Annotated in this window: 26 protein-coding genes; 14 read left to right on the forward strand and 12 right to left on the reverse strand. The window is 63.8% G+C overall.

The window, feature by feature from the left end:
- Nucleotides 1-10: 10 nt before the first annotated feature.
- Nucleotides 11-478 (reverse strand): OsmC family protein, encoded by a 468-nt coding sequence (locus tag ACB031_RS15145; protein ID WP_371139845.1) that lies wholly within the window; start codon nt 476-478, stop codon nt 11-13.
- Between the two features lie 131 nt (nt 479-609).
- Between ACB031_RS15145 and ACB031_RS15150 the strand changes: the two genes are divergently transcribed.
- Entirely contained in the window at nt 610-2,046 is a 1,437-nt protein-coding gene (locus ACB031_RS15150; protein WP_371139846.1) for a PLP-dependent aminotransferase family protein, read from the forward strand.
- A gap of 54 nt (nt 2,047-2,100) precedes the next feature.
- Complete coding sequence (locus tag ACB031_RS15155) at nt 2,101-2,979, forward strand: hypothetical protein (protein ID WP_371139847.1); 879 nt, start codon at nt 2,101-2,103, stop codon at nt 2,977-2,979.
- 6 nt (nt 2,980-2,985) lie between these two features.
- Here ACB031_RS15155 and ACB031_RS15160 read toward each other — a convergent pair whose 3' ends face one another.
- On the reverse strand, nt 2,986-3,861 hold the full coding sequence (locus tag ACB031_RS15160; RefSeq protein WP_371139848.1) for a LysR substrate-binding domain-containing protein: 876 nt from the start codon (nt 3,859-3,861) through the stop codon (nt 2,986-2,988).
- Between the two features lie 127 nt (nt 3,862-3,988).
- On the opposite strand from ACB031_RS15160, the gene ACB031_RS15165 reads away from it, so the two are divergent.
- From ACB031_RS15165 to ACB031_RS15180, 4 genes are all read left to right on the forward strand, one after another.
- Complete coding sequence (locus tag ACB031_RS15165; protein WP_005305385.1) at nt 3,989-4,390, forward strand: CidA/LrgA family protein; 402 nt, start codon at nt 3,989-3,991, stop codon at nt 4,388-4,390.
- Nucleotides 4,383-5,072, forward strand: a complete 690-nt coding sequence (locus tag ACB031_RS15170) for an LrgB family protein (RefSeq protein WP_017765379.1) — start codon at nt 4,383-4,385, stop codon at nt 5,070-5,072. The genes ACB031_RS15165 and ACB031_RS15170 overlap by 8 nt, the downstream gene beginning before the upstream one ends.
- A gap of 100 nt (nt 5,073-5,172) precedes the next feature.
- Nucleotides 5,173-6,087, forward strand: coding sequence for a hypothetical protein (locus ACB031_RS15175; protein ID WP_371139849.1), 915 nt, complete (start codon nt 5,173-5,175; stop codon nt 6,085-6,087).
- Nucleotides 6,088-6,160: 73 nt separating this feature from the next.
- Entirely contained in the window at nt 6,161-7,039 is an 879-nt protein-coding gene (locus tag ACB031_RS15180; RefSeq protein WP_017765381.1) for an ABC transporter substrate-binding protein, read from the forward strand.
- An 87-nt stretch (nt 7,040-7,126) separates the two neighbouring features.
- Here the strand turns inward: ACB031_RS15180 and ACB031_RS15185 are convergent, their stop codons facing one another.
- The gene (locus ACB031_RS15185) at nt 7,127-8,365 is read right to left on the reverse strand and encodes a multifunctional CCA addition/repair protein (protein ID WP_211048545.1); all 1,239 of its coding nucleotides are present in this window, start codon (nt 8,363-8,365) and stop codon (nt 7,127-7,129) included.
- A 271-nt stretch (nt 8,366-8,636) separates the two neighbouring features.
- Here ACB031_RS15185 and exeA point away from each other — a divergent pair, with 271 nt between their 5' ends.
- The 5 genes from exeA to mltC all read left to right on the forward strand — a co-directional run bounded on the left by exeA (nt 8,637) and on the right by mltC (nt 13,683).
- Nucleotides 8,637-10,280, forward strand: a complete 1,644-nt coding sequence (gene exeA / locus ACB031_RS15190; RefSeq protein WP_167385235.1) for a type II secretion system protein ExeA — start codon at nt 8,637-8,639, stop codon at nt 10,278-10,280.
- The gene (gene exeB / locus ACB031_RS15195; RefSeq protein WP_279462402.1) at nt 10,280-10,963 is read left to right on the forward strand and encodes a GspB family T2SS assembly factor variant ExeB; all 684 of its coding nucleotides are present in this window, start codon (nt 10,280-10,282) and stop codon (nt 10,961-10,963) included. The genes exeA and exeB overlap by 1 nt, the downstream gene beginning before the upstream one ends.
- Nucleotides 10,964-11,146: 183 nt before the next feature.
- A complete protein-coding gene (gene mutY / locus ACB031_RS15200) occupies nt 11,147-12,208 on the forward strand; it encodes an A/G-specific adenine glycosylase (protein ID WP_371139850.1) in 1,062 nt (353 codons plus the stop codon).
- A gap of 8 nt (nt 12,209-12,216) precedes the next feature.
- On the forward strand, nt 12,217-12,489 hold the full coding sequence (locus ACB031_RS15205) for an oxidative damage protection protein (protein ID WP_005305420.1): 273 nt from the start codon (nt 12,217-12,219) through the stop codon (nt 12,487-12,489).
- Between the two features lie 93 nt (nt 12,490-12,582).
- Entirely contained in the window at nt 12,583-13,683 is a 1,101-nt protein-coding gene (gene mltC / locus ACB031_RS15210; RefSeq protein ID WP_005305423.1) for a membrane-bound lytic murein transglycosylase MltC, read from the forward strand.
- A 72-nt stretch (nt 13,684-13,755) separates the two neighbouring features.
- On the opposite strand, the gene ACB031_RS15215 is transcribed toward mltC, so the two are convergent.
- Nucleotides 13,756-14,136 carry a YgiW/YdeI family stress tolerance OB fold protein gene (locus tag ACB031_RS15215; RefSeq protein WP_005305426.1) on the reverse strand — a complete coding sequence of 127 codons (381 nt, stop codon included), beginning with the start codon at nt 14,134-14,136 and terminating at the stop codon, nt 13,756-13,758.
- Nucleotides 14,137-14,373: 237 nt separating this feature from the next.
- Between ACB031_RS15215 and ACB031_RS15220 the strand changes: the two genes are divergently transcribed.
- Nucleotides 14,374-15,390, forward strand: coding sequence for an SGNH/GDSL hydrolase family protein (locus ACB031_RS15220; protein WP_005305430.1), 1,017 nt, complete (start codon nt 14,374-14,376; stop codon nt 15,388-15,390).
- Nucleotides 15,391-15,451: 61 nt separating this feature from the next.
- On the opposite strand, the gene ACB031_RS15225 is transcribed toward ACB031_RS15220, so the two are convergent.
- Nucleotides 15,452-16,186 carry an ABC transporter substrate-binding protein gene (locus tag ACB031_RS15225; RefSeq protein ID WP_124249279.1) on the reverse strand — a complete coding sequence of 245 codons (735 nt, stop codon included), beginning with the start codon at nt 16,184-16,186 and terminating at the stop codon, nt 15,452-15,454.
- A 232-nt stretch (nt 16,187-16,418) separates the two neighbouring features.
- Between ACB031_RS15225 and ompA the strand changes: the two genes are divergently transcribed.
- Entirely contained in the window at nt 16,419-17,477 is a 1,059-nt protein-coding gene (ompA, locus tag ACB031_RS15230) for a porin OmpA (protein WP_123246664.1), read from the forward strand.
- Nucleotides 17,478-17,562: 85 nt separating this feature from the next.
- Here ompA and ACB031_RS15235 read toward each other — a convergent pair whose 3' ends face one another.
- The 3 genes from ACB031_RS15235 to ACB031_RS15245 are packed head-to-tail and all read right to left on the reverse strand — an operon-like array spanning nt 17,563 to nt 21,051.
- Nucleotides 17,563-18,132, reverse strand: coding sequence for a membrane integrity-associated transporter subunit PqiC (locus ACB031_RS15235; RefSeq protein ID WP_025201103.1), 570 nt, complete (start codon nt 18,130-18,132; stop codon nt 17,563-17,565).
- The gene (pqiB, locus tag ACB031_RS15240) at nt 18,132-19,778 is read right to left on the reverse strand and encodes an intermembrane transport protein PqiB (protein WP_005305443.1); all 1,647 of its coding nucleotides are present in this window, start codon (nt 19,776-19,778) and stop codon (nt 18,132-18,134) included. Before pqiB ends, ACB031_RS15235 begins: the two co-directional genes overlap by 1 nt.
- A complete protein-coding gene (locus tag ACB031_RS15245) occupies nt 19,771-21,051 on the reverse strand; it encodes a PqiA/YebS family transporter subunit (protein ID WP_371139851.1) in 1,281 nt (426 codons plus the stop codon). Before ACB031_RS15245 ends, pqiB begins: the two co-directional genes overlap by 8 nt.
- Before the next feature lie 177 nt (nt 21,052-21,228).
- Between ACB031_RS15245 and hfq the strand changes: the two genes are divergently transcribed.
- On the forward strand, nt 21,229-21,588 hold the full coding sequence (gene hfq / locus ACB031_RS15250; RefSeq protein WP_005305447.1) for an RNA chaperone Hfq: 360 nt from the start codon (nt 21,229-21,231) through the stop codon (nt 21,586-21,588).
- Nucleotides 21,589-21,734: 146 nt separating this feature from the next.
- Here the strand turns inward: hfq and ACB031_RS15255 are convergent, their stop codons facing one another.
- From ACB031_RS15255 to dapA, 4 genes are all read right to left on the reverse strand, one after another.
- Entirely contained in the window at nt 21,735-22,325 is a 591-nt protein-coding gene (locus ACB031_RS15255) for an HAD family phosphatase (protein WP_164465028.1), read from the reverse strand.
- Nucleotides 22,326-22,390: 65 nt separating this feature from the next.
- Complete coding sequence (locus ACB031_RS15260) at nt 22,391-23,494, reverse strand: EAL and HDOD domain-containing protein (RefSeq protein WP_010636011.1); 1,104 nt, start codon at nt 23,492-23,494, stop codon at nt 22,391-22,393.
- A gap of 4 nt (nt 23,495-23,498) precedes the next feature.
- Complete coding sequence (locus ACB031_RS15265) at nt 23,499-25,139, reverse strand: diguanylate cyclase domain-containing protein (RefSeq protein WP_371139852.1); 1,641 nt, start codon at nt 25,137-25,139, stop codon at nt 23,499-23,501.
- Nucleotides 25,140-25,233: 94 nt separating this feature from the next.
- The gene (gene dapA / locus ACB031_RS15270; RefSeq protein ID WP_371139853.1) at nt 25,234-26,106 is read right to left on the reverse strand and encodes a 4-hydroxy-tetrahydrodipicolinate synthase; all 873 of its coding nucleotides are present in this window, start codon (nt 26,104-26,106) and stop codon (nt 25,234-25,236) included.
- Nucleotides 26,107-26,341: the final 235 nt, after the last annotated feature.

Genomic DNA, 26,341 nt, shown 5'->3' on the forward strand with positions numbered 1-26,341 from the left:
CTCCTTGTACTCACACCCGGATCCGGGTTGTGATGACTGTGGTGACCGAGTTGGCGATGAAACACTCCTCGTGGGCCTGGTGGTGCAACTGCTCAAGCACGGCCAGATCCGGCTGGCGTTCGCCGCCGAACTGCACCAGCGGCTGCAAGGTGACCCGAGTGATGGCCTGACGACCACGGGCATTGGCTTCCATGATGCCCACCGCCTCGTCCCGGTAGCTCTCCACCCGATAGCCCGCCCTGGCCGCCAGCCAGAGGAAGGTGAGCATGTGGCAGCTGGAGATCGCCGCGACGAAGGCCTCTTCCGGGTCGACGTTCTCGGCCACCGACCAGGGCAACGGCACCACGTGGGGAGACGAGGAGGCGGGCACCCTGACGCCGCCGTCGAACTCCCACCAGTGGGCCCGGCTGTAGCGTTGATCGACGAAGGGCTCGCTAGCCCCGCGCTGCCAGCTGATGGTGGCGCTGTATTCCGACATGCAGACTCCTTTCTCAATTGCCAATCGTTGTGGATCCCGAACCTTGAGCCTCAATGTAGCGACATAATGGCCTTGCCACGCCGACCAATTTTGCCAATATGAGCAGACCAATTAGCGCCCGGGAGCTCCCCATGCCTGCCCTGCCCACCCTGTTTGCCACCCAGCAAGCCAGCGATCTGCCGCTGCACGAACAACTGGTGCGTACCCTGCGTTCGGCCATGCTGGCCGGCCACCTGCCCCAGCACAGCCGGCTGCCCGCCAGCCGCATGCTGGCCGCCGACCTGGGGGTCTCTCGCAGCACGGTGGAGCTGGCCTATGGCCGGCTGGAGGCGGAGGGCTATCTGGTGCGCAAGGTGGGGGCCGGCAGCTTCGTAGCGCTAGCCGCGGTCTCCCCGGCTCCGCGCCCGCCCCAGTCGGCGGCCGGTCTGTCGCGCCGAGGTCAGGAGATGGCCGACAGCGGCGCCTGCCACGACGTGCCCGAGGTGGGCCGCTCCTTTGCCTCCAGCCAGCCGGATCCCCGCCTCTTCCCCCAGGCCCTGTGGGGCCGGCTGATGCAGCAGCAGTGGCGCCGGCACGCCGGTGACTGGATGAACTACGGGGATCCGCAGGGGCTGGAGGCGCTGCGCGGCGCCATCAGCAGCTATCTGGTGCAGTCGCGCGGCGTGGTGTGCGAACCGGATCAGATCCTGATCCTCACCAGCTCCCAGCAGGGGATCCTGCTGGCGACCCAGCTGCTGATCGATGCTGGCGATACCGTCTGGGTGGAGGACCCCGGCTACCCCGGGGCCCGCACCGCCATGGAGAGTGCCGGCGCCCGGGTGCACCCGGTGCCGGTGGATGAGGAGGGGCTCAACCCGCTGGGGGATCACCCGGCGCCGCGGCTCATCTACACCACGCCGGCCCACCAGTATCCCCTCGGTGTGCCCATGAGCCTGCCGCGGCGGATGGCGCTGCTGGCCGAGGCCGAGCGGCACGGCGCCTGGATCCTGGAGGACGACTACGACGGCGAGTACCAGTACGATCAGCGGCCGCTCCCCGCCCTGCAGGGGTTGGATGGCCAGGGGCGGGTGCTCTATGTGGGCACCTTCAGCAAGGTGCTGTTCGGTTCCCTGCGCCTCGCCTACCTGGTGCTGCCAAGGCCGCTGATGGAGTCCTTCTGCCGGGCCCGGGCCGCGGTCGACGGCCACAGCAACCAGCTGCTGCAGGCGGTCACCGCCGACTTCATCCGCGCCGGCCACTTCGCCACCCACCTGCGCCAGAGCCGGCTGGTCTATCAGAGCCGCCGCGATCTGCTGCTGGCCGAGCTGGCCAGCCACTGCCCCGCCCTCACCCCCATTCACAGCGGGGCCGGCCTGCAGTGCGCCGTGCGGCTGCCCCCCGGCGGCGAGGCGCGCTGGACAGAGGCCGCCAACACCGAGGGGCTGGGGCTGCGTCCCCTCGGCCAGTTCTACCTGGGCCCGCCGACGCAGGAGGGATGGCTGCTCGGCTTTGCCTGCCTCGACAACCAGACCCTGCGCCGCCTCTGCCGCCGGCTGGGCAGCCTGCTGGCAAGCGACCGGCACGCCTGAACGGCTGGGGGCCGAACTATAATGGATGAAACAAAATCATAGAGCCTAGCCTGGATGTATAGACTCCTGTTCCTGCTTCTCTCCCTCTTCCTCTCCTCCACGTCGTTGGCGGCGACCCGCTTTACCTATATCAGCCCGGAGAGCGAGAAGGATCCGCGCATGACCTATGACAGGGAGCTGCTCCGCCTCGCCCTCGACAAGACCCGCGACACCTTTGGCGATTATGAGCTGCAACCAGCGCCGCCCATGACCAAGGCTCGGGTCCGGCTCAGTCTGGAGCTCAACAGCTTTACCAACCTGTTCGCCATGGACAGCTACAGCAGCGCGCGGGACGAGAAAGGGCTGGCCTATGTCCGCTTTCCTGTCCATCTCGGCATCGTCAGCTACCGCATCTGTTTCGTCAGCCCAGGCCAACAGGCGGCCATGGCACAGGTGCACGACCTCGAGGGGTTGCGTCGCTTCAGCTTCGGTCAGGGCAAGGGCTGGCTGGACGTGGAGATACTGCGCCATGCAGGCCTCAAGGTGGTGGAGGTCGACGGCTACGAGATGCTGTTCAAGATGGTGGCTCGCGGCCGCTTCGATCTCCTGTGCCGCGGGGCGAGCGAGCTGCGCAGCGAACTACTGACCCACAAGGAGATCAAGGGGTTGAAGATGGACAACGCCCTGCTGATCTACTATCCGCTGCCCAGGGTCTTCTATACCAATGCCGCCAACGGCGAGGCCATGAGGCGGGTGGAGACGGGGCTGCAGCAAGCCTGGCAGGATGGTTCGCTGCAAGCCTTGTGGCGCCGCAGTTTCGGCCCTGCCATCACCTTCGCCGGGCTCAAGCAGAGGCGCATGCTGAAGCTGGAGAACCCTTTCCTCAAGGGCATCAACTTCGATTACCAGCACTACTTCTACAACCCGGTGACGGATCGCTTCGGCAAACCCTGATGAGGCTCAGCCCTGCTCGCGGCAGAGCGCCAGCCAGGCCTCGGCGGTGCGGGAGAGATAGCGCTCGCTCGGCCAGATCACCCCGAGTCGCCAGCTCAGCTCGGGTACCAGCGGCCTCAACACCAGGCCGTCTGGTGCCAGCCGGCGGCAGATGGGCTCGGGCAGAAAGGCGACCCCCATGCCGCTGCGCACCATGGCGGTGAGAAAGTCCCACTGGCTGCTGCGCGCCGCCACCTGAGGCTCGAAGCCGGCCACCCGGCACGCCTGTTCCAGCCGCTCGCTCAGGGTGAAGGCCTGGGTGTAGAGCAGGAAGGGTTCGTCCCGCAGCGCCTCCAGCCGGATCTCGCAGCACTCCCGCCAGCGCGGCAGATCGGGCAACACCACCTGAATGGGATACTGGTCCAGCTCCAGGACGCTCAAAGCCCCCTCCTCCCTGGTCGGCAACATGGTGATGGCGAGATCCAGCTCCCCTTCCAGCACCGCCTGCTCGATGCGCCGGCCACCGTACTCGACGATGGAGAGCTCGACCTTGGGGTAGCGGCTGCGATAGGCGCGGATCAGATCCGCATAAACGTGACCCACCATGGGCGGAATGCCGAGGGCCAGCCGGCCAAATTGCAGGCTCTGCAGATCGGCGAGTTCCGCCTCCAGCTGCTGCATTTCGGCCAGGATGGTCTGGGCCCGGTTGAACAGCACCCGGCCGCTGTCGGTCAGGGTGAAGCGGCGTCCCGCGCGGCTCAGCAGGGGCTGGCCCAGCTCCTCCTCCATGTTGCGGATCATCTTGCTGATGGTGGGCTGGGTGACGAACAGCTTCTCGGAGGCGCGGGTGAAGCTCTGTTCTCGCACCAGTTCGACAAAGTAACGCAGGGCGCGGATGTCCATGACGATCTCCTGGCGGATGGCAAAACCAAATCATGCCTCTTTGGCATGATTTTGATAATTTAAATTCATTTTTTGCAGGTTTAACCCATCTCTATACTGTGAGCAAGTTCACAGAAAGACCCATATCATGAAAGCCCTCTCCCTTCGCTGGTTACAAACCCCCTTCCAGATCCTGTTGCTGGCGGCCATCTGGCTGCTGGCCGATACCGCGGTGCGCACCCTCCACCTGCCGCTGCCTGCCAACCTCACCGGCATGCTGTTGCTGTTGGCCTGCATCCTGCTCGGGGTGGTCAAGGCCCAGTGGTTTGAAGCCGGCGCCCGCTGGCTGCTGGCGGAGATGCTGCTGTTCTTCGTCCCCGCCGTGGTGGCGGTGGTCAACTATCAGGAGCTGCTGCTGCAGGAGGGGTGGCGCATCATGGTGGTGCTGCTGGTGAGCACTACCCTGGTGCTCGGCACCACGGCGCTGGTGGTGGACAGGGTCTACCGCCTCGAGTTGAAACTGGCCCGCCGGAGTCGTCGCCATGTCTGATACCCTGCTCGGCCTGCTCTGCTTCGCCCTGACCCTGCTCTTCTACTACGCCAGCAAATGGCTCTACGGCAAGAAGCGCATCCTGCCGCTGATGCCGCTGCTGCTGGCGCCGACCCTGCTGGTGGCGGTCGTCATGCTGTTTCACATCCCCTATCAGGACTACATGGCCGAATCCCACTGGCTGCTCTGGCTGCTGGGGCCGGCCACCGTGGCCTTCGCGGTGCCGGTCTACGAGAACCGCCGGCTCATTCGCCGCCACTGGCTGTCGCTGTCGGTGGGGGTGGTCGCCTCCGTCATCATGGCGGTGGGCAGTACCGTGCTGCTGGCCCGCTGGCTTGATCTCTCCGACATGCTGCAGCGCAGTCTGGCGATGCGCTCCATCACCACCCCCTTCGCGGTGGAGGCGACCCGCGCCATCGGCGGTCAGAGCGATCTCACCGCGCTGTTCGTGGTGCTGACCGGCGTCATCGGCATGGCGGTGGGAGAGAGCGTGCTCACCCTGCTGGCCATTCGCAGCCGGCTCGGCAAGGGGGCGGGCTTTGGCGCCTCGGCCCACGGCGCCGGCACCGCCAAGGCCTATCAGATGGGCAACGAGGAGGGGGTGGTCTCCAGCATGGTGATGATGATCGCCGGTATGGTGACAGTGCTGCTGGCGCCTCTGCTGGGTCAACTGTTCTGGTAGCGATCGCGCGGCAGGTAAAGGCCGCAGGTTCCGGCGCCGGAGAGCCCGTCCTGACGCCATCAACCGCTACACTCAACTCAATGTGACAGTAGTGAGCGGTATGATGAACCACAGAACGATGATCCTGGGGCTGCTGGCCGGTAGTCTGCTCTTCTCCCCCCTGCTGCCGGCCGCGGACATAGTGACCTATGTCAGCCCGGAGAGTGACCGGGATTTACGTTCCCTCTACGGCCAGCAGCTGCTGCAGCTGGCCCTGGAGAAGACCCGTGACAGCTTCGGCGACTATGAACTGCGCCCGGCCCCGTCCATGAGCCGGACCCGGCTGCGCCAGGTACTGCAATACAACCTCTACCCCAACCTGCTGGCCATCGACAGCTTCCCGCGCCCGGAGGGGAGCCACGACCTCGACTATGTCCGCTTCCCGGTGGATCTCGGCATCCTTGGCTATCGCATCTGCTTCGTCAGCCCCAAGCAGCAGCAGGCCGTGGCCCGAGTGCGCACCCTCAGCGATCTGCAGCAGTTCATCCATGGCCAGGGCCGCGGCTGGCAGGACGCCGACATACTGCGCGCCGCCGGCTTCAAGGTACAGGAGGTCGAGGGCTACGAGCGGCTGTTCAAGCTGGTGGTGCGCGGCCGGGTTGACCTCTTCTGCCGGGGTGCCAACGAACTGCTGAGCGAGCTGGATACCCACAAGGATCTGGGGCCGCTGATGGTTGACCAGCATCTGGCGCTCTACTACCCCTTCGTCCACCTCTTCTACAGCCACAAGGAGAACCAGCGTGCCCTGCGCCGGATCCGGGCCGGCCTGCAGCTGGCCTGGCAGGATGGCTCACTGCAGGCGCTCTGGCTCAAGACCTACCAGCCGGCGCTGGCGTTTGCCAGGCTCGACCAGCGGCAACTGTTCAGACTGGACAACCCCCTGCTGCAGGGGCTCGACTTCGATTACCACCCCTATCTTTACGATCCCCTCACCCAGCGCTTCGGACCGGGCGAGCCCGCCACCGGCAAACCCTGACCCCGCCTCTGCCGCCCACGGCCGGGAGAGTCACTACACTCAGAAGAGTCTCTGCTTTTCACAGGAGCGCATGATGCACTGGACCCCGCTGCTCGCCCTGCTGACGGCCATGCCCGTGCTGGCCGGCCCGACCCTGTTCACCTATATGAGTCCGGAGAGCGAGCACGACCCCAGAAGCACCTATGATCGTGAGGTCCTGCGCCTGGCGCTGGAGAAGACCCGCGCCAGCCATGGTGACTACCGGATGCAGGCCGCCCCCCCCATGACCCTGGCCCGGATGTGGGTCAGCCTGCGCTTCAACCACTACCCCAACCTGTTCGCCATGGACAGCTATCGCGCCGATCGGGACATGAGCGGCATCGACTATGTTCGCTTCCCCATCCATATCGGCATCGTCAGCTACCGCATCTGCTTTGTCAGCCCCACCCGCAAGGATGAGGTTGCCAAGGCCACCAGCCTGGATGAGCTGAAGCGCTTCGACATCGGCCAAGGCAAGGGCTGGCTCGACGTAGAGATCCTGCGCCGGGCCGGCTTCAAAGTGCTGGAGGTGGAGGGCTACGAGCAGCTGTTCAAGATGGTGGCTCGCGGTCGTTTCGATCTTTTCTGCCGCGGGATCAACGAGTTGCCTCAGGAAAAGCTGAACCACAAAGAGGTGGAAGGGCTGATGATGGATGAGAGCCTGGCCCTCTACTATCCCCTGCCCCGGGTCTTCTTCACCTACAACGGCAACCGGCAGGCCATCAACCGGGTGCAGCTGGGGCTCAAGGCCGCCTGGCGCGACGGCTCCCTGCAGGCGCTCTGGCTGAAGGCCTTCAAGCCCTCCCTCAGCTTCGCCCATCTCAATACCCGCCGGCTGTTCCGGCTGGAGAATCCCTACATCAAGGGGATCGACTTCAACTACCAGGCCTACTTCTACGACCCGGTGCATGAGCGCTTCGGCCCCGGTGACTAGGCGGCCATCCGCCATGCTGGCGCGACCATGAAAAAGCCCGGGTCACTGACCCGGGCTTTTTTGTCCATGCCTCGTCTCCATGCCTCGTCAATCCTCGAGGAAGGTCCACTCGTCGCGCACCCGGCTGATGGCATCGAGCCGGCGCTTGGCCAGCTGCTCGCGAATAGCCTCCCCCTTGAAGCCGGCCGCCACTATCTCCTTCACCGGCACCGCCTGGGCGGCCGCTAGCGCCTGCGCCACATAGTCGGGTTCGGCATAGACCCGCTCCTCGAAGCCGGTACGGCCGTGAAAGTCGGCCCGGCAGGCGTCCAGCAGCTGGGCGAAGCGCTCGGGCCTGCGCCAGGCGTCGGCCTTGTCGAACACCTTGAGCAGGGTCGCGGGCTTGAGCTCGAAGGCGATGTGGATATGGGTGTGCAGGTCGCTCACCAGCAGCGCCAGATCGCGGCACTCGTTCGGTACCCGGAAGCGCTCGCAGAAATCGCGGATGAGCGGCAGCCCCTTCTGGCCGTGACCGTGGTGGCTCGGCCAGAACTCCGGCGGGGTCAGCCCCTTGCCAAAGTCGTGGCACAGCGCCGCGAAGCGCACCGCCAGCTCGGGGGAGAGGTGGCAGGCCTGTGCCAGTACCATCATGGTGTGGATGCCGGTATCGATCTCCGGGTGCCACTTGGCGGGGGCCGGCACCCCGAACAGGGCGTCCAGCTCGGGGAACAGAGCGGCCAGAGCGCCGCACTCGCGCAGCACCTCGAAGAACACCTGCGGGGTTGGCCCCAACAGCACCTTCTCCAGCTCCTTCCAGACCCGCTCCGGGGTCAGGTGGGCCAGCTCGCCAGCCTCGGTCATCTCGCGCATCAGCGCCAGCGTCTCGGGGGCCACCACGAACCCCTGGGCGTGGAAGCGGGCGGCGAAGCGGGCCACCCGCAGGATGCGCAACGGATCTTCGGCAAAGGCGGGGGAGACATGGCGCAACACCCGTTGTTTCAGATCCTCGATGCCGCCATAGGGATCGTGCAGCTGGCCCGCGTCATCTTCGGCGATGGCGTTGACGGTGAGATCCCGGCGCAGCAGATCCTGCTCCAGCGTCACCTCCGGCGAGGCGTGACAGACGAAGCCGGTGTAGCCCTGTCCCTGCTTGCGCTCGGTGCGGGCCAACGCGTACTCCTGCTGGGTCTTGGGGTGCAGAAAAACGGGAAAGTCGCGGCCCACCTGGGTAAAACCCAGTGCCAGCATCTGTTCCACGGTCGCCCCGACCACCAGGTGATCCCTGTCCCCCTGCGGCAATCCCAGCAGGCGATCCCGCACCGCGCCCCCAACCAGATAAGTCTGCAAGCTCTGTCTCCCTTGATAAACCTGTCCCGATTATACCGGTTTGACCGATGGAGACTATTCCCGGCCCGACATCGATGCCATGCGAGCCCGGTTGGCGGGACGCCGTCGCTACTCACAGGCCCTTTTCCCCACCGCCAGCCGCCATGGCCGCAGCCCTGATTTCCCCACCGGGAGATCAGGGTGCGCGCTGGCCCCCCTTATGGCATCCGGGTCTTTGACATCCCTTGGGGGAGGCTTTAACCTGCCGCCCATAACAACGGAATGGATCCTTATGTACACACAGTTCTTCGGTCTGTCGGAGCACCCGTTCTCCATCTCGCCCAATCCCAAATACCTCTACATGAGTGAACGGCACGGGGAAGCCCTCGCCCACCTCAACTACGGGTTGCAGGATGGGGGCGGCTTCGTGCTGCTGACCGGGGAAGTGGGCACCGGCAAGACCACCGTCTCCCGCTGCCTGTTGCAGCAGTTGCCGGCAGAGACCGAGATCGCCTACATCCTCAATCCATCCCTGACCGAACGGGACCTGCTGGCGGCCATCTGCGACGAGTTCCAGCTGGGCTATGGCCAGGATGCCGGCCTCAAGCAGCTGTTCGACCTTATCCGCGATCACCTGCTGGCCAATCTGGCGGCAGGCAAGCGCAGCGTGGTGCTGGTGGACGAAGCCCAGCACCTGCTGCCCGGCGTGCTGGAACAGCTGCGCCTGCTCACCAACCTGGAGACCGACGAGAAGAAGCTGCTGCAGGTGGTGCTCATCGGCCAGCCCGAGCTGCAGCAGATGCTGCGCCAGCCCCTGCTGCGCCAGCTGGCCCAGCGCATCACAGCCCGCTACCACCTGCTGCCGCTCTCCTGCCAGGACGTGGATGCCTATGTCCGCTTTCGTCTGCAGGTGGCCGGCTGCGTGCAGCCCATCTTTACCCCCAAGGCGATCCAGACCCTGCACCGCCTCTCCGGCGGCATTCCGCGCCTCATCAACCTCATCTGCGACCGCGCCCTGATCGCCGCCTTCGCCCGCGGCAGCCACAAGATAGTGCACGGCGACATCAGCCTGGCGGCCTTCGAGGTGAGCGGCATCCGTGACGAGGGCACCTGGCAGTCCGGCCTGATGGTGGCGCTGGTTGGCGCCTTGCTGGTGGCCACCGGCTGGTGGGGCTGGCAGTTCTTCGGGGTCTTCCCGACCCGTCCGGTGGTCACGGTGGAGGTGCCGGTCAAGGTGGACGACACCCCGGAGCAGCAGGAGCAGCTGACCCGCGCCATCAATCAGGCGCTGGAGCCGGACAGCGCCATGCAGAATCTCTACAAGGTGTGGGGCTACCAGACCGAGCTGGAAGAGGCCACCTGCGACAACGCGCCGCGCGCCGGCCTGCGTTGCCAGGAGGGCGAGGCCTCCCTGGCCGATCTGCAGGCCCTGCAGTATCCCGCCCTCGTCAGCCTGACCGACGAGACCGGCGGCACCTATTACGCCACCCTGGTCAACCTCGGCCCCGACAAGGCCAACCTGCTCATCGGCAACCAGAGCTGGCAGGTAGACCGGCAGTGGCTGAGCGATTATTGGGGCGGCAGCTACACCCTGCTGTGGCGCATGCCCAAGGGCGGCGTCACCCTGATCGGCAACAACGCCGGCCCCACTCAGGTGCAGTGGCTCGACAACGCCCTCAGCCGAGCCCTACAGCAGCCGGATCGCAAGGTCCGTCGCTTCGATGCCGAGCTCAAGACCAAGCTGCAGCAGTTCCAGCGCGAGCAGGGACTGACGCCGGACGGCATCGCCGGCAGCAACACCCTGCTGCGCCTCAACGTGATGGCCGGCGAACCCATGCCGAAGCTGGAGGATGACGCCCAGCGGGCCAGCAAGCCGGCCAAGCTGGATCCGGCAGAGGATGATGCCATCAACACACTGTCGGAGGAGGCTTCCTGATGTCCACCCTGCTCAAGGCGCTGCGGCGGGCCGATCAGCCCCAGTTCACCCCGCACATTCCGGCGATGGGGCTGCCGTTCAGCCAGGATGAGGAACAACCCAGGCGCTGGATCTGGTGGCTGCTGGCCCCGCTGGCGCTGGTGATGGGGGCCGCCGCCAACTATGGCTGGCACCTGCTCAACAACCGCCCCATCGAGAAGACGGTGGAGGTGAAGGAGGTGGTGACCCCGCCCTTCGTGCGGGTCGAGCCCAAACCGATGATCACCCGGCCGCTGCCACCGCCGCCGCCCGAACCCGTGGTCACCCCCAAGGTCGATGCACAGCCCGCACCAGCGCCCGCCGACAGCAGCCAGGGGCTGGCCGAGCGCATCCTCAATGCCCTCAACAACACTCCGCTGCGGGAGCAGGGCGCGCCGCCGCAGGTGCCGGCCGAGCTGCAGGCCACGCCGCTCAGCGCTCTGCCGCAGGCGCTCCGCCAGCAGGTACCGCCGCTGGCCTACGGCGCCCACGTCTTCTCCTCCAACCCGGCCAACCGGGCCGTGAGGTTGAACGGGCGCACCTACCGGGAAGGGAGCGAAGTCGCCCCCGGCGTCACCCTGCTCGCCATCGCCCAGGATTACATCATCCTGCAGGTGGGTGGGCAGAATGCCAGCCTCAAGGCGCTGCAGGACTGGCGCGGCTGAACCGCGCATACCACCGCCATTTCAAGAGGGAGCCTGAGAGCTCCCCTTTTTAATCAATGACATGAGAACAAAGTGAGCAGTCCGAGCAACACCACCTTCGCCAACCGGACGTTGCACTGGTATCAGCGCCAAGACCGCTACACGTTAGTCAATTTAGTTTTAAATCAATAACATGAGCATAATGTGAACAACTCAGATAACGCGACCTTCGCCACCAGGATCCTGGACTGGTATCAGCTCCACGGTCGCAAGACCCTGCCCTGGCAACAGGAGAAGACCCCCTACCGGGTCTGGGTCTCGGAAATCATGCTGCAGCAGACCCAGGTCGCTACGGTCATTCCCTACTATCAGCGCTTCATGGCCCGCTTTCCCGACGTGCTGGCACTGGCCGATGCCCCCATCGACGAGGTGCTGCACCACTGGACCGGGCTCGGCTATTACGCCCGCGCCCGCAACCTGCACAAGGCGGCCCAGCAGATCCGCGACCTCCATGGCGGCCTCTTCCCGGAGCGGCTGGAGGAGGTGATGGCGCTGCCGGGGATCGGCCGCTCCACCGCGGGCGCCGTGCTCTCCCTCTCCCTTGGCCAGCCCCACGCCATCCTGGATGGCAACGTGAAGCGGGTACTCACCCGCTGGCTTGCCCTGCCCGGCTGGCCCGGTCAGAAACAGGTGGAGAACGATCTGTGGGAGCTGGCCATCCGCCTCACCCCCAAGCTCGGGGTGGCCCACTACAACCAGGCCATGATGGACATGGGAGCCACCGTCTGCACCCGCAGCAAGCCCGCTTGCGACCGTTGCCCGGTGCGGGAGGATTGCCAGGGGCTGTCGCAGGGCAATCCCACCGCCTACCCCAACAGCAAGCCCAAGAAGAGCATCCCGGCCCGTACCGGCATCATGCTGCTCATCCGCCACGGTGATCAGCTGCTGCTGGAGAAGCGGCCGCCGCAGGGGATCTGGGGCGGGCTCTACTGCTTCCCCCAGGTGGAGTCGGACACCGAGGTGTCTGGGCTGTTGCAGCGGCTCGGCCTGACCGGTAGCGAGCCCCGCGAACTGGCCGGTTTTCGCCATACTTTCAGCCACTTTCACCTCGATATCCGGCCCATGCTGATCGAAACCGACGCGCCGCCGGCCCCCCTGCTCATGGAAGCGGATAACCGACTCTGGTATAACTTACGCCATCCTGCAGAGGTGGGTCTGGCGGCCGCCACGGCCCGTCTGCTCGCCTATCCGGACTTACAACCATAGAGGTCAACATGAGCCGTACCGTATTTTGCCAGCGCCTGAAAAAAGAGGGCCCGGGTCTCGATTTCCAGCTCTACCCCGGTGAACTCGGCAAGCGCATTTTTGACAATATCAGCAAGGAAGCCTGGACTGAGTGGCAGAAGAAGCAGGTAATGCTGATCAACGAGAAGAAGTTGAACATGATGAACCTCGAGCATCGCCAGTTGCTGGAGAAAGAGATGGTGAACTACCTGTTCGAAGCGGGTGAAGTGGCCATCGACGGTTATACCCCGCCCAGCAAATAACCCGTGAGCGGGGCCGGCCTGCGCAGGCCGGCCCCGCCGACTCACGGCAACGACGGAAGTGACGGGCGGCCCGCCGCCCAGTTTGAGGACTCTATGGGCCGAATTTTCTGGCTGCTGTGCACCCTGCTGTTTCTCTCTGCCTGCTCATCCTCCCCCAAGCCCAATGGCAACGAGGATGACGATCTCGTCAACGGCAAGGACATCCGCGGTTTCGAACACATGATCAGCGCGCTCTCCCACAACGTGAACGAGATATGGGGGCGTGAGGCGCTGTTTGCGGGCAAGTTTGACTACGTCAAATACACGGATCAGTACAAGAGCCGGGCCCACATCGACTTCTCCAGCGGCCACATCATGGTCGAGACCGTCTCCGGCATCGACCCGCGCTCCCACCTGCGCCGCGCCATCATCGAGACCCTGCTCACCCCGGACGATCCGGCGGAAGTGGATCTTTACTCCGACGCCGAGATCCTGCCCGGCGGCGAGCCCTTCCTCTACGGCCAGGTGCTGGACAACCAGGGCCAGCCGATCCGCTTCGACTGGCGCGCCGAGCGCTATGCCGACTACCTGCTCAACACGGCGATGAAGAAGCGCACCCTCGGCATTCGCACCATCTTCTTCGTCGACATCCCCATGGTGGCCAACCACGAGGATCGACGGGGCTACAAGTACGCCAGCCTGATCCGGGAAGCCTCCCGCAAGTACGGGGTGGCGGAGAGCCTGATCTACGCGGTGATCAAGACCGAGAGCAGCTTCAACCCCTATGCGGTCAGCCATGCCAACGCCTACGGCCTGATGCAGGTGATCCCGGCCACCGCCGGGCGGGACGTCTACGTGCGGGTCAAGGGCAAGAGCGGCCAGCCGACCCGGGAGGACCTGTTCAACCCGGCCTACAACATAGACGTGGGCACCGCCTACCTGCACCTGCTGCAGACCGTCTATCTGGTGGATATCCAGGATCCGCGCTCGCGTCGCTACGCTGTCATCTCGGCCTACAACGGCGGTGCCGGCGGGGTGCTCAACACCTTCTCCAGCGACCGCAAGGCGGCGCCCGGCATGATCAACCAGCTCTCGCCCGAGGCGGTCTACCAGATCCTGACCGAGCAGCACCCCAAGGCGGAAGCCCGCCGCTATCTCTACAAGGTCAACCAAGCCGAGAAGGGGTTCAAGCGCACGCTGGCCCGCACCGGCTGACGCCGGGATACGATATGCAAAAGGGCGCCTCATGGAGGCGCCCTTGTTACGTCTGGCGTGCGGAGTCAGCTCTTATTTGGCGATGAAACCACCCTTGCTCTGCGGGGCTGCACCTACCTTCTCCAGCTTCTCCACCTCCACTTCGGTCTTGTTCCAGCTGTGGTCCACCTCGCCACGGATGCGGATCAGATCGTCCGGGCCCACTTCGGTGCCACGCCACACATCCTGATCCACTTCCACCTCCACCTCGCCACTGGCGTCGCGGAACAGATAGTTCTCGCCGCCCAGGTGCTTGACCAGCTTCCCTTCCAGGGTGGCCCAGCTGTCATCGGCCAGATCCTTCAACTGTGCGACGGACACCTTGTTCTGCTCCTGCGGGCCGGTATATGCCGCCATGGCGAAAGAAGAGATGGACATCAGGGTCAACAGACCGATTACGCTTGCCTTGTTCATTTCATGCTCCTGTCATTGGGTACGGGTGCAGTCTGCCTGCCGGGGCGTGAAACAAACGTGAAGCCTCCCCATCTGGGGGAAGGGGATGTGACCGTAATCGATTTAATCAGCCCGCACTGCTGCGAAATAAAATTCGGCCTTATACCCTGCAAGATGGCAAAACAGCTTCCCAGCACCTTTGCCTATCGAGGAACAGCCTGCAGGCACCACCTGCTTCCAATCAATGAGAACAACAAGATGAAGAAATGGTTTGTGTGTTTATTGGGACTCTTCGCGCTGACAGTTCAGGCAGCCGACAGTCGCCCCGCCTTCTCCCGGATCGTGATGTTTGGCGACAGCCTCTCCGATACCGGCAAGATGTACAGCAAGATGCGCGGTTATCTCCCCTCCAGCCCTCCCTACTATCAGGGCCGCTTCTCCAACGGGCCGGTCTGGCTGGAGCAGCTGACCCGGCAGTTCCCGGGGCTGACCATCGCCAACGAGGCGGAGGGGGGCGCCACCGCGGTGGCCTACAACAAGATCTCCTGGAATCCCAAGTATCAGGTCATCAACAACCTGGATTACGAGGTAACCCAGTTCCTGCAAAAGGACAGCTTCAAACCCGATGATCTGGTGATCCTCTGGGTCGGTGCCAACGACTACCTGGCCTATGGCTGGAACACCGAGCAGGATGCCAAGCGGGTGCGCGACGCCATCAGCGATGCGGCCAACCGCATGGTATTGAATGGCGCCAAGCAGATTCTGCTGTTCAACCTGCCGGATCTGGGCCAGAACCCCTCGGCCCGCAGCCAGAAGGTGGTCGAGGCGGCCAGCCATGTCTCCGCCTACCACAACCAGCTGCTGCTGAACCTGGCACGCCAGCTGGCCCCCACCGGCATCGTCAAGCTGTTCGAGATCGACAAGCAGTTCGCCGAGATGCTGCGCGAGCCGCAGAACTTCGGCCTGAGCGACACCGAGAACGCCTGCTATGGCGGTGGCTATGTGTGGAAGCCGTTTGCCTCCCGCAGTGCCACCAGTGTCGCCAGCGACAGCAGCCTCTCCGCCTTCAACCCGCAGGAACGCCTCGCCATCGCCGGCAACCCGCTGCTGGCCCAGGCCGTGGCCAGCCCCATGGTGCGGCGCAGCGCCAGCACCCTCGACTGCGAAGGCAAGATGTTCTGGGATCAGGTTCACCCCACCACAGTCGTGCACGCCGCCCTGAGCGAGCGGGCCGGTGCCTTCATCGAGGCTCAGTACGAGTTCCTCGCCCACTGATGACAAAGGGCCGACGACAGTCGGCCCTTTTTGTTGCGCAGCCCTCACAGGCCAGCACGGCTCAGCGGTAGCGCTTCACGATGCCGTCGTAGATGCCGTTCTGCTTGATGGTGGCCAGCGCCTCCTGCAACCGCTTGACCACCTCGGGCGAGGTTTTCAGACTCGCCGCCACGTAGAGATCCCCCCCGGTAAAATCCTCGATGTCGTGCACTATCTTGAGGGTGGACGGCCCATAGCCCGCCTGGCGCGCATAGTAGTAGGCCGTCTCCTGCGACACCGGCCAGAGATCGATGCGCCCCATCAACAGTTTGAGCAGATTGGCTTCATGGTTGTTGTTGCGCTGCAGGTTGGAAAAATTGCGGCTGATGAGGTACTGCTCCAGCGCGTCGTTGCGCACCGTGCCGATGGACCAGGCTCGCGCCTGTGACAGCTGGCTAAAGGGCTTGATATCGTCGCGCTTGGCCAGGGCGAACACATGGAAGTCGATACGCGCTATCACCCCGATCCACTGGAACTGCGCCTCGCGCTCGGGGAAGCGGCTGATGCTGTAGATGAGCACGTTGGGACGGCTGCGCGCCAGCGAGATGGCCCGCGCCCAGGGGTAGATGTCCAGGCTGTATTCGAAGCCGGCCTCTTCCAGCATGGCCTCCACCACCTCGGTGCCCAGCCCCTTGACCTCGGCCTCTTCCAGATAGTTGTAGGGGGCATAGTCTTCAGTCACCACCTGCAGGGTCTCGGCCGCCCAGCCCGGCACCAGCCATAACGCCCAGCACAGCCATATACACCTGATGTTCATGCTCACCTCGCTGCAGACCCGCCTCGATTAACTATTGCGCCCCCTCGGCAGAGCGCAAATCACGGCGGCAAATTGCGGCGATGAAAATCACATTATGTTTTATATCAGTTGCTTGAGAACCCGGGGAAAGCGACTACCCTTACTCTGTTGTGGCTGTGCTATAAGCCCGACCCATAAGGAGAGGCGACCCCGTCAACCTCCCCTCAACAATATGAAATTGCAGAGGCTCAACATGAATAAAACACTGATTACCTTGCTGGTTTCAGGCTTGCTTGCGGCCAACGCCCAGGCAGCCGGACAGGACAACACCTGGTATGGCGGTGCCAAGCTGGGTTGGTCCAACTTCTATGGCGTCGATCACAACCAGGATATCAAGGACAACTACGCCATCAGCGAAGAGGACAAGAACGATGTCGGCGCCGGCGCCTTCCTCGGCTACCAGGTCAACCAGAACCTGGGCTTCGAACTGGGTTACGACTGGCTCGGCAAGTACAAATACACAGCGACCGACAAGCTGATCCCCACCGACATCGGCCGGGACGAGATAAAAGCCCAACTGGCCCAGCTCACCATGAAGATCGGCATGCCGGTCAGTGACAACCTGGATCTCTATACCCGCCTCGGTGGCGCTTACGCCTGGACCGACAGCAAGCAGTTCGACAATGACAACGGCGCCGCCTTTGTCGGGGCGCTGGGGGCGGAATACGCCTTCAACCGTGACTGGGCCGCCCGCCTCGAGTACCAATACACCACCCCGCTCGGCGACAACTCGCTCGACAAGACCGGGGCCGAACTCGACAACGGCCTGCTGGCGGTCGCCGTGGTCTATCGCTTCGGCCAGGTCGCCCCCGTGGTGGCGGCGCCGATGCCGGCTCCGGCCCCCGAACCCGTGATGGTCGACAAGCAGTTCACCCTGAGCTCGGACGTGCTGTTCGACTTCAACAAGGCGACCCTCAAGCCGGCCGGTGGTCAGGCGCTGGATAACCTCTACAGCCAGATCGAGCAGGCCAGACCCAAGGATGGTGTCGCCACCGTGATCGGCTACACCGACCGCATCGGTTCCGATGCCTACAACCAGAAGCTCTCCGAGCAGCGTGCCCGGACCGTCGCCGACTACCTGGTCGGCAAGGGTCTGCCGGCAGACAAGGTCAACGTGGAAGGGCGCGGCAAGGGCAATCCGGTCACCGGCGACAGCTGCACCAGCAAGTCCAAGCGCGAGCTGATCGTCTGCCTGGCCCCGGATCGCCGGGTCGAGGTCAAGGTCGAAGGGATCTCCGAAGTTCAGCAGTGATCCTCAAGCGTGGCTGACGGCCACGAATGAAAAACGGGAGGCCAAGGCCTCCCGTTCCATTTTGAGTCAGTGCATCGGCATCTCGTCAGGCACTCTTGCGCACCTCGGCCGCAATCTGGTCGAGCAGCTGCTGCCAGCCAGCCCCCAGTTCGCTCACCAGAGTGCCGTAGCCATCGGCAGGCAGCACCCGCACCTGCTGGAAGGGGACGTCACGCAGTACCGTGCCCTCTTCGGTCAGCAAGCGCCAGCGGCCGCTCAACACGGCGCGACCGTCGTGGCGGCCCTGGAAGCGCTCCACCGAGATGGTCAGCACCGGCCCCTTGCGGGCTCCGTCCTGCCGCACCACCCAGCCCGGCAAGCGGCTGGAGAGGCCGTTCAGGGTCAGCTGATCGAGCTGGGCATCCAGCGACCCCGCCCAACGATGGTACTCGGCGAAGTGCAGCTCCTTGCCCTCCAGCTGATAGACCAGGCTCATCCGATCCAGCTGGCCGGACAGAGAGACAGGTTTGAGCACCAGCTGATGCTGCGGCTGCGCCACCACGGCGGCCGGTTGCTGCGCCTCGGCGTCGAGGGAGTAGTAGTGCAGCTGCGTCGGTGCCGCGCTGCAACCCGCCAGCAGGCCCAGCAAGGCCAGCGTCATCATCCGTTTCTTCATCATTGACCTCGCTTGGGCTCGGGATCACGGGGACGAGCCCGATCGAAAATCAACGAGCTCGGCTGCTCGTTGAGCGAATGTACCAACGGCTGCAACTCGCGCATCAGCTGGTTGAGCGACTGCACCGACTGCCGCAGATCCTGGTTGGTCTGGGAGTTGGCATCATACTCCTGCAGCGTGCTCTGCAGCTGTTTCAGGCTGTCGTTGAGGGACGCCGGCAACTGCTGGGTCGCGCTCTGACCGGTGAACTTGTTCAGGTTGGCACTCAGCGCACTGACATTCTTCAGGGTTTGATCCAGGGTCGCCAGGGTGTGGTTGACCTGGTTCAGGGTCTGGGCGGTGTCCATGTCGACGAACTTGTCGAGGATCTGGTTCACCTTGCGTTCGATCTGATCCAGCCCTGCCTGCACGGTCGGGAATACCTGATAGCCCGCCAGCTTGGTGGGCTGGAACTTGGGCGCATCGGGGTAGAAGTTCAGATCCACCACCTTGCCCCCGGTCAGCAGGCTGGAGGTCTTGAGCGTCGCCCGCAACCCCTCCTTGAACTGCTTGCCGAACAGGGCGCGCCACTGCTCCTTCTCCGCGTTGGCATAGCGATGGGAGAGACGCTGTACCTCGATCCGCGCCAGCACCGGGATCTGCCGGCTCTGGAACATCTGCACCCCTTTCTCGTCGATGAGATAGGGCGCCGAGATGACGGTACCGACCCGGATGCCGCGATACTCCACCGCCGCGCCCGGGTGCAGGCCGCCGACGCTGTCCTCGAACAGGAACACGTAGTCGATGAACTGGTCCAGGCTACCGGCCAGCACGCTGGCCTGATCCTGGAACAGGGTGAAGTCGTCCATCTGCTTGACCGGCTCACCGGGTGCCCAGCCAGGGGGCAGCCCCATGGTGATGCCGCCATCCAGCAGGCTCTCCAGCGAATCCATCTTCACCTTCATCCCCTCGCTGCTCATGGAAACTTCGAAGCCCGGGGTCATCCAGAAGCGGGAGTTGCTGCTCACCAGCACGTCATAGGGGGCGTTGATGAAGATCTGATACTGCATCTCGCTCTTCTCGGGCAGGAACTTCGCCTCTTCCACCTGGCCTATGGTGAAGCCCTGGTAGTTGATGGGCGAACCCACCCCGAGCGCCCGGGTATCCCGGCTGCTCAGCGATAATCGCAGCCCCTTGGCGTCCTGCGAGGCCAGTGGCGGCTTGTCCAGCATGGCGTACTCGTCGCGCGCCTTGCCCTTCTTGCCGGGGGCCAGCTCGATATAGGCGCCGGAGAGCAGGGTGCCTAGGCCCGACACTCCTTCGCGTCCCACCCGCGGCTTGACCACCCAGAACTGGCTGTCCTTCTTGAGCATGCCGGCGGCGGCATTGGTCAGACGGGCCTTCAGCACCGCGTGACTGTAGTCATCGCTGAGCTCCACCGCCTCGATGCGACCCACCTCCACCTCGCGGGAGCGGATCATTGTCTTGCCCGCCACTATGCCTTCGGCCGTTGCCACCGTCAGGGTGAAGCTGGGACCTTGCGAATACCAGTGCTGGAACAGCATCCAGATCCCGATGAACAGCGCCAGCAGCGGCACCATCCAGATTGCGGCGGCCGAGCTCAGAAAGTCCGAGCCGGGTTTCCACCTCTTCTTACGCTCACTCACGTTCGCGTTCTCCTTGTTGTAAATCCCAGATCAGGCGGGAATCGAAACTCATGGCTGCCACCATGGTCACCAGCACCACACCCGCAAAAGCGACGGCCGCAGGGCCCGGATAGATGGTCATCAGGTTGTCGAGCCGGATCAGACCCGCCAGGATGGCCACCACGAAGACGTCGATCATCGACCAGCGCCCTACAAATTCAGTCATGCGATAAAGCTTGAGCTTGCCAAGGGGCGATGCCCCCTGGCCGCGCTGTACCATGTAACAGAGCCACAACAGCGCCAGGATCTTGACCAGCGGCACCACCACGCTGGCGAAGAAGATCACCGCCGCGATGGGATAGGAGCCCATGGCCCACAGCACCAGCACCCCGCCGAGAATGGTGGAGGGGCTGTCATCCCCGAGGAAGACGGTATCCATGATGGGATAAAGGTTGGCCGGCACATAGAGGATGATGGAGGTAAAGAGCAGGGCCCAGGTACGGTTCAACCCGCCCGGCTTGCGGCTGTGCAGATGCTCGCCGCAACGCTTGCAGCTGTCGGCGCCGGCCTCGCTCAGGGCGCCGCAGATGTGGCAACCCACCAGGCCGGCGCTCATGGCGCTGGCCTCGTCGTCATCCACCGTCACGCCATGCGGCTCGCTCGGCCCGAACAGCCGCTGCCACAGCCACATCCGGTCCAGCGACGAGATCATCTTGATCAGCAGCAGGGTGTAACCGACGAAGGCCCAGAACGACAACCCCATCTTGATGTCGGCCATCCCCATCAGTTTGACCAGGGAGATGAGCACCCCGATGAGGAAGACATCCACCATCAGCCAGGGCTTGATCCGGCACAGCAGCCGACCGAGAGAGCGCAGGGCATTGCTGTGCAGATCCTTGTCGACCCGCCACAGCACCAGCATGATGGAGCCCATGTAGACCAGTGGCAGGCCGATGAGGGTCAGGCTCAGCACGGCCCCGAGGAACAGGTAGCCCTGATCCACCAGGGTGGTGATGCACTGCAGGAAGGTCATCTCCTGCCCCACCCCCTTGGCGGAGAAGGACATGAAGGTAAAGGCGTTGGAGAGCACGAACATGATGATGGCCGCAAAGCCGTAGGCGATGGGCCTGCGCTCCTGCTCCGGCAGATGGCGGCTCAGGGTATGACCGCAGCGCGGACAGCTGCTCGCCTCCCCCACGGCCAGCGTGGTGGCCGGCACCAGCAGGTCGCACTCTTCGCACGCGGTGGCGTCATGGGTATAGGTGGGTTGATGTTGGTGTGAAACCGGATGCAAGATGAAACCCCAGCATTAGGCCCGCCACGGGGCCAGAACCGCCAATTATTACAGCAGCGGCCCGTGCCGACCAGCCCTCTCGTTGCACCACCCCGACCGGGCGTGAGAATGACTTTGACAAGCAAGTGACCATTTAGCACAATCAAACGCCACTTTTTTTCCGCGGGACAATAATTTATGACAACTGAATCCCCAAGCTACTCCACGATCGAGCAAGCCTTCTCCCTCGGGAACGGGCAAGATTCTGCCCTCAACTGGTTGCGCAAAAACCGCAGTCAGGTCGCCATCTTCCTGGTGAGCGGCATCAAGCTGGAGGGGACCATCAGCGGTTTCGACCAGTACAGCGTGCTGCTGACCGATGCCCATGGCAACCAGCAGCTGGTCTACAAGGCCAAGATCTCCACCATCGCCATGCACTCCGGCCGGCCGCAGGTCAATATCCAGCGTGCTCGCAAGCCTCGCGTCTCCATGGCGCCGCGCCCCCACGGCGCACCCGGTCGTTACGACGACAACCAGGGCGGCAACAGCGACCAGTAAGGCCATGCCCATGTCACCCCGCGACCATCGCTGCGTCAGAGGGTGACCGAGTCCATTCCCATTTGTCATGACAGTCCCGTATGGGAATGGACTTTCTACCTCAGCGCCCATGATGACGCTCTCTGCCCAGATTCAATGCGGCAGCTTCAATACTGCAAGCCGACCGGTCTGCCCTCCCTGACCATGCAGGTCTGCATACCCGCAGCCTGACCGGCCTGTACGCCAATCCCCGTATCCTCAAACACCAGACAACCCGCCGGATCGACCCCCAGCTTTCTGGCCACCAGCAGGAAGGTATCCGGGTGGGGTTTGTGCAGCTCGACATCATCGGCCGTCACCACCACGGAGAAGTAGCGATCCAGCCCGGTATTGCGCAACACGGCGGCGGCATTGACCCGCGGTGAACCGGTGCCTATCCCCATGGGGATGCGGCCATGGTAACGCTCGACCAGTGTCTGCATGGCCGGGAAGACGGTTGCCTTGTGCAGGTTGGCCACGTAGTGCTCAGTCTTGCAACGGGTCACGATGAGCGGATCGAGCGCGATCTGCTGCTGCTCGGCCACCAGCAGGGCTATCTTGCGGCTCGGCATGCCACCCAGCTCATAGAACCAGTCGGGATCGAAGTGAAAGCCAAACTCCCGGGCCGTGTGCGCCCAGGCGGCGAGGTGCAGCGGCATGGAGTCCACCAGGGTGCCGTCGAGGTCGAATACCAGGCCTTGAAAGCCGGAGAGGGTCATGGTGCGGGATCCGTGTCTGAAAAAGGGCCCCCATTCTAGCCAGAGCCCCTCTAGCTCGCCACGGCCTAGGTGGCGAGAAACGCTTGCCCCCACATTTGTGCCTGAAAATAGATGGGGGTCAGCTTGGCGGGATCCAGCTGATAAGTAGGCGCCAGCTGGGCCAGCAGTGGCCAGTCGCCCTGTTCATAGCACTTCACCAGCTGAAACAGATGAAACAGCGGTCCCTCGCGGGACTCCAGCGCTCGCTTCACGTCCTTGGGCAGATGGGCCTTGAGCTGTTCGGAGAGCAGCGAGCCGTCCAGCACCAGCCCCACCAGGAAGGCCCAGCTGGCGGCGGACTTGCCGAGTGCGCTCAGGGCGATCAGCTCGCAGAAGCGGCCGCGGGCAATGGCCATGCGGGTGCAGGCCTCCGGAATGTGCTGACTGACCCTGGCCAATCCGTAGATAAGCACGAACTTGCGGATCTCCTGCTCCCCCAGATAGGAGAGCGCCCGGTTAACCGAAACGATGGGGCTGGCATGATCGAAGCCGGGGGCGTTGACGTAGCTCAACAGCTGCCCCGGCAGCCAGGCATCCTGCTGCAGCAGGGTCGCCACCCGGGCGAAGGAGAACTCCTCGTGACAGATGAGCTGCAGTATCTCCTGCACCAGCTTCATGTCCGGCTGGGCGGCGCGCTGGTTAACCAGCTCGGGGCGTGCCAGGAAGCCGCCGGCAAAGAAATCGACCCCTGCCTCCTTGAGCGGCAGAAAATCCCCCCAGCTCTCGATGCCGAGGGCCATCCGCTTGTGTTCGGTCGGCTGACGGATCCCCTCCTCCCCCATCCAGAACACCAGCAGACGGGAGGCGCTGAGCCAGCGCTGCTCGCGCTGGGCACCGTGCACCGCCAGCCGGCGCCGATAGTCGCGCCACTGCTCCAATACGGGAAAAGAGGTGGGCAACCGTTCGGCCGAAGCCTCTACCAGTGGAATGGTGTCCTGATCGAACAGCAGAGGGCGCAGCTCATCGAGCTGTTCGTGGGTAAAGGGCAGCAGATATTGGCGCCCCTGAGCCAGCAACCGGCACTGGGCGGCCAGCAGGGGCCATTCGGCAGGGTCGGCAAGCTGATAGTCAATGCCATAGGCCACGAGAGCGAGACGACGGTTGAAGATGGGATAACGACGTAACAACATGGGCTCACCGATAGGCTAGCGTACACGCCCTCCCCTGCGATTTGGCATGATAGAGCGCCTGATCGGCCTGTTCGGTCAGGCTCTGCCATGTTCCATCCAGCGAGGGAACCAGATAGCTAAAGCCTATGCTAACCGTAATGAAATCAGCAACTCGGGAGGCCGGATGCGGGATTTTTAATTCACTGAGCCCCTTGTGAATCTGTTCCGCCAGCCGCTCCGCCTCACCGGGTTGCGGACCGCACAGCAGGATCACGAACTCTTCGCCGCCGTAACGCGCCACCAGGTTGGTACGCCGCCGTTCCGCATCCTGCAGCAAGGCGGCCACCTGCTGCAGACACTGATCCCCCTTGGCATGGCCGAAGTGGTCGTTGTAGGACTTGAACTCGTCCACGTCGATCATCAGCACCGCCAGCAGACTCTGGTGCCGGCGCGCCCACTCCCACTCCCGCTGCATGGTGAGATCCCACTGACGGCGGTTGGCGATGCCGGTGAGGGGATCTTCCAGCGACAGCATGGAGAGCCGTTTGTTGGCCTCCGCCAGCGCCCGGTTGCTCTCCGCCAGCTGCATGGTGCGCTCGCTGACCCGCTGCTCCAGCTCGCGGTTGAAACGTTCAAGCGCCGCCTGGGTACGCTGGCGGATCAGCAACTGGGAGAGCATGGCGGCATACTGCTTGAAGATCTCGCTCTGATAAGCCTTGAGCGGCCGGCGCCACAGCAGGTTGTCGGCGGCGATCCAGCCGATGGGAGTGGCCCCGTCCCACAGCGAGACCATGGCATTCCAGCCACGCCCCACCTCCTGCTTTTCGTAGTAGAGCGGCGCATCCTCCAGCACCAGCACATAATCCTTGCGGCGCAGCGCCTCCTGCACCGTGGGGTGATCAGGGATCGGGCTGATGAAGTGGTGCTCGTCGATCAGCTCACCCACCTCGTTGGTGCCCCAGGTGCCGTGCATGGTCTTGAACTCGGCATCCACCAGGAAGATGGCGATGCGGTCGAACTGCAGCTCCTGACGAGCCAGCGCCACCGCATCGTGCAGCAGCTGGTGTTCACTGTCACAACGCGCCAGCTTGACTCCCACCTGGTGCAGCGCCTGCAGCATGCTGAGGAAGGAGCCTTGCAGCGCCTGGCTGCGGATGAGGTCGGCCTGGGTGTGCAACCGCTGATCCCGCTCCAGATCGACCTGGCTGGCCAGCAGCCGGCTCTCGAGCTCGGCGGCAAGATAGTGCATCAACAGCTGGATGCCTTGTTGCTGGCGCTGGGGCAGGCGATCGATGCGGCGGCGGGTCTCCAGGTAGACCACGGCCTCCAACCCCTTGTGGCGCTTGAGCGGGAAACAGGCGCGCAGGCGCACCGTCTGTGGTTCGACCGTTTCCCAGAGCTCGTTGTGCTGGGCGAGCGGCTCCACCATCAGTTGTCCCTTGTCGAGGGCGTGTTCGATGAAGAGGATCGGCAACTTGAGGGGGGCGACGGCATCGGCCGTCAGGCTGACCAGTCCCTGATCGAGCTGGAAGCTGTAGAGCTGCGACTCGGGGGCGCGCAGCCACAAATAGATCTGTTCGGCTTCGGTTTTTTCCCTGATTGCCGCCAGTGTCACTTCACAGAGGTGTTCAAAGCTGGTGAAGTGCTCTGGATCCCATTCCTGCATGCCTGCCATCCTTGGTTGTATCCAAGCGAGTATATCGGCAAAGCCTGCACTTTAATTGACTGGCCAGTCAAAAGCGCGATCCAGAGCCCATTTTTTATAACAAATTCAAGGCGTGCATCGCCTCGCGGATGCGGGTACGCGTTGCCTCGGAGAGCGGCATCACCGGCAGGCGGCACTCCTCGCTACAAAAGCCCAGCAGGGAGACGGCATACTTGGCACCGGCCGGGCTCGGCTCGGCAAACATCGCCTGATGCAGCGGAATGAGTTTGTCTTGCAGTTCACGCGCAGCTTGCCACTGGCCGGCCAGCGCCAGGTTCTGCACCTCGGCCACCAGCTTGGGGGCCACGTTGGCCGTCACCGAGATACAACCCTGACCGCCGCCGATATTGTAGGCCACGGCGGTGGCATCTTCGCCGGAGAGCCAGGCGAACGGCTTCTTGATCAGCTGGCGCTCCACCCAGGGGCGGGCCAGATCGCCGGTCGCATCCTTCACCCCGGCGATGCGCGGCAGCTCGGCCAGGCGGGCCAGGGTTGCCGGCTGCACGTCGACGATGGCGCGCGGCGGGATGTTGTAGACGATGATGGGCTTGCTGGTGGCGTCGTGCACCGCCTTGAAGTGGTGATAGAGCCCCTCCTGATTGGGACGGTTGTAGTAACCGGCCACGTGCAGGGTGGCATCGGCCCCCATCTGCTCGGCATAGCGGGTGTATTCGATGGCTTCAGCCGGGTTGTTGGAACCGGCCCCGGCGATCACCGGGATGCGGCCAGCCACCAGCTTGACCACCAGCTCCACCACCCGGCAATGCTCGTCGTGGGTCAGGGTCGGACTCTCCCCCGTGGTGCCCACCGGCACTATGCCGTGGGTACCCTGTTCGATATGCCACTCCACCAGACGCGCCAACGCTTCTTCATCCAGCTTGCCCTGTCGAAAGGGGGTGATCAGGGCGACGATTGAACCTTTGAACATGGAATTTCCTTCTCCGTTGACTCATGAATGTGGCAATAAAAAACCCCGGTACGATGTGCGCAACCGGGGTTTGAATCTGCTCAGGGATGAGAGGTTACGCGCGAACGTCGGCAGGCCCGAATGTCAGGCTTTTTTTATGCTTTCGTTTCAACCCGTTGAACCGCATTGCGTCATCTCTGCTCAAAAAATGGTGTCTGGGCATATTTCGGGAACACGGCATAAATGTCAAGGCGAA

This window comes from Aeromonas sp. S8(2024) (assembly GCF_041403085.1).
Lineage (GTDB): Bacteria > Pseudomonadota > Gammaproteobacteria > Enterobacterales > Aeromonadaceae > Aeromonas > Aeromonas dhakensis.

Excerpts from the sequence above, each read along its gene's own strand:
- ACB031_RS15145 (WP_371139845.1), bottom strand. The coding sequence starts at position 478 with ATGTCGGAATACAGCGCCACCATCAGCTGGCAGCGCGGGGCTAGCGAG.
- ACB031_RS15150 (WP_371139846.1), top strand. The coding sequence starts at position 610 with ATGCCTGCCCTGCCCACCCTGTTTGCCACCCAGCAAGCCAGCGATCTG.
- ACB031_RS15155 (WP_371139847.1), top strand. The coding sequence starts at position 2,101 with ATGTATAGACTCCTGTTCCTGCTTCTCTCCCTCTTCCTCTCCTCCACG.
- ACB031_RS15160 (WP_371139848.1), bottom strand. The coding sequence starts at position 3,861 with ATGGACATCCGCGCCCTGCGTTACTTTGTCGAACTGGTGCGAGAACAG.
- ACB031_RS15165 (WP_005305385.1), top strand. The coding sequence starts at position 3,989 with ATGAAAGCCCTCTCCCTTCGCTGGTTACAAACCCCCTTCCAGATCCTG.
- ACB031_RS15170 (WP_017765379.1), top strand. The coding sequence starts at position 4,383 with ATGTCTGATACCCTGCTCGGCCTGCTCTGCTTCGCCCTGACCCTGCTC.
- ACB031_RS15175 (WP_371139849.1), top strand. The coding sequence starts at position 5,173 with ATGATGAACCACAGAACGATGATCCTGGGGCTGCTGGCCGGTAGTCTG.
- ACB031_RS15180 (WP_017765381.1), top strand. The coding sequence starts at position 6,161 with ATGCACTGGACCCCGCTGCTCGCCCTGCTGACGGCCATGCCCGTGCTG.
- exeA (WP_167385235.1), top strand. The coding sequence starts at position 8,637 with ATGTACACACAGTTCTTCGGTCTGTCGGAGCACCCGTTCTCCATCTCG.
- exeB (WP_279462402.1), top strand. The coding sequence starts at position 10,280 with ATGTCCACCCTGCTCAAGGCGCTGCGGCGGGCCGATCAGCCCCAGTTC.
- ACB031_RS15205 (WP_005305420.1), top strand. The coding sequence starts at position 12,217 with ATGAGCCGTACCGTATTTTGCCAGCGCCTGAAAAAAGAGGGCCCGGGT.
- mltC (WP_005305423.1), top strand. The coding sequence starts at position 12,583 with ATGGGCCGAATTTTCTGGCTGCTGTGCACCCTGCTGTTTCTCTCTGCC.
- ACB031_RS15215 (WP_005305426.1), bottom strand. The coding sequence starts at position 14,136 with ATGAACAAGGCAAGCGTAATCGGTCTGTTGACCCTGATGTCCATCTCT.
- ACB031_RS15220 (WP_005305430.1), top strand. The coding sequence starts at position 14,374 with ATGAAGAAATGGTTTGTGTGTTTATTGGGACTCTTCGCGCTGACAGTT.
- ACB031_RS15225 (WP_124249279.1), bottom strand. The coding sequence starts at position 16,186 with ATGAACATCAGGTGTATATGGCTGTGCTGGGCGTTATGGCTGGTGCCG.
- ompA (WP_123246664.1), top strand. The coding sequence starts at position 16,419 with ATGAATAAAACACTGATTACCTTGCTGGTTTCAGGCTTGCTTGCGGCC.
- ACB031_RS15235 (WP_025201103.1), bottom strand. The coding sequence starts at position 18,132 with ATGAAGAAACGGATGATGACGCTGGCCTTGCTGGGCCTGCTGGCGGGT.
- hfq (WP_005305447.1), top strand. The coding sequence starts at position 21,229 with ATGACAACTGAATCCCCAAGCTACTCCACGATCGAGCAAGCCTTCTCC.
- ACB031_RS15255 (WP_164465028.1), bottom strand. The coding sequence starts at position 22,325 with ATGACCCTCTCCGGCTTTCAAGGCCTGGTATTCGACCTCGACGGCACC.
- ACB031_RS15260 (WP_010636011.1), bottom strand. The coding sequence starts at position 23,494 with ATGTTGTTACGTCGTTATCCCATCTTCAACCGTCGTCTCGCTCTCGTG.
- ACB031_RS15265 (WP_371139852.1), bottom strand. The coding sequence starts at position 25,139 with ATGCAGGAATGGGATCCAGAGCACTTCACCAGCTTTGAACACCTCTGT.
- dapA (WP_371139853.1), bottom strand. The coding sequence starts at position 26,106 with ATGTTCAAAGGTTCAATCGTCGCCCTGATCACCCCCTTTCGACAGGGC.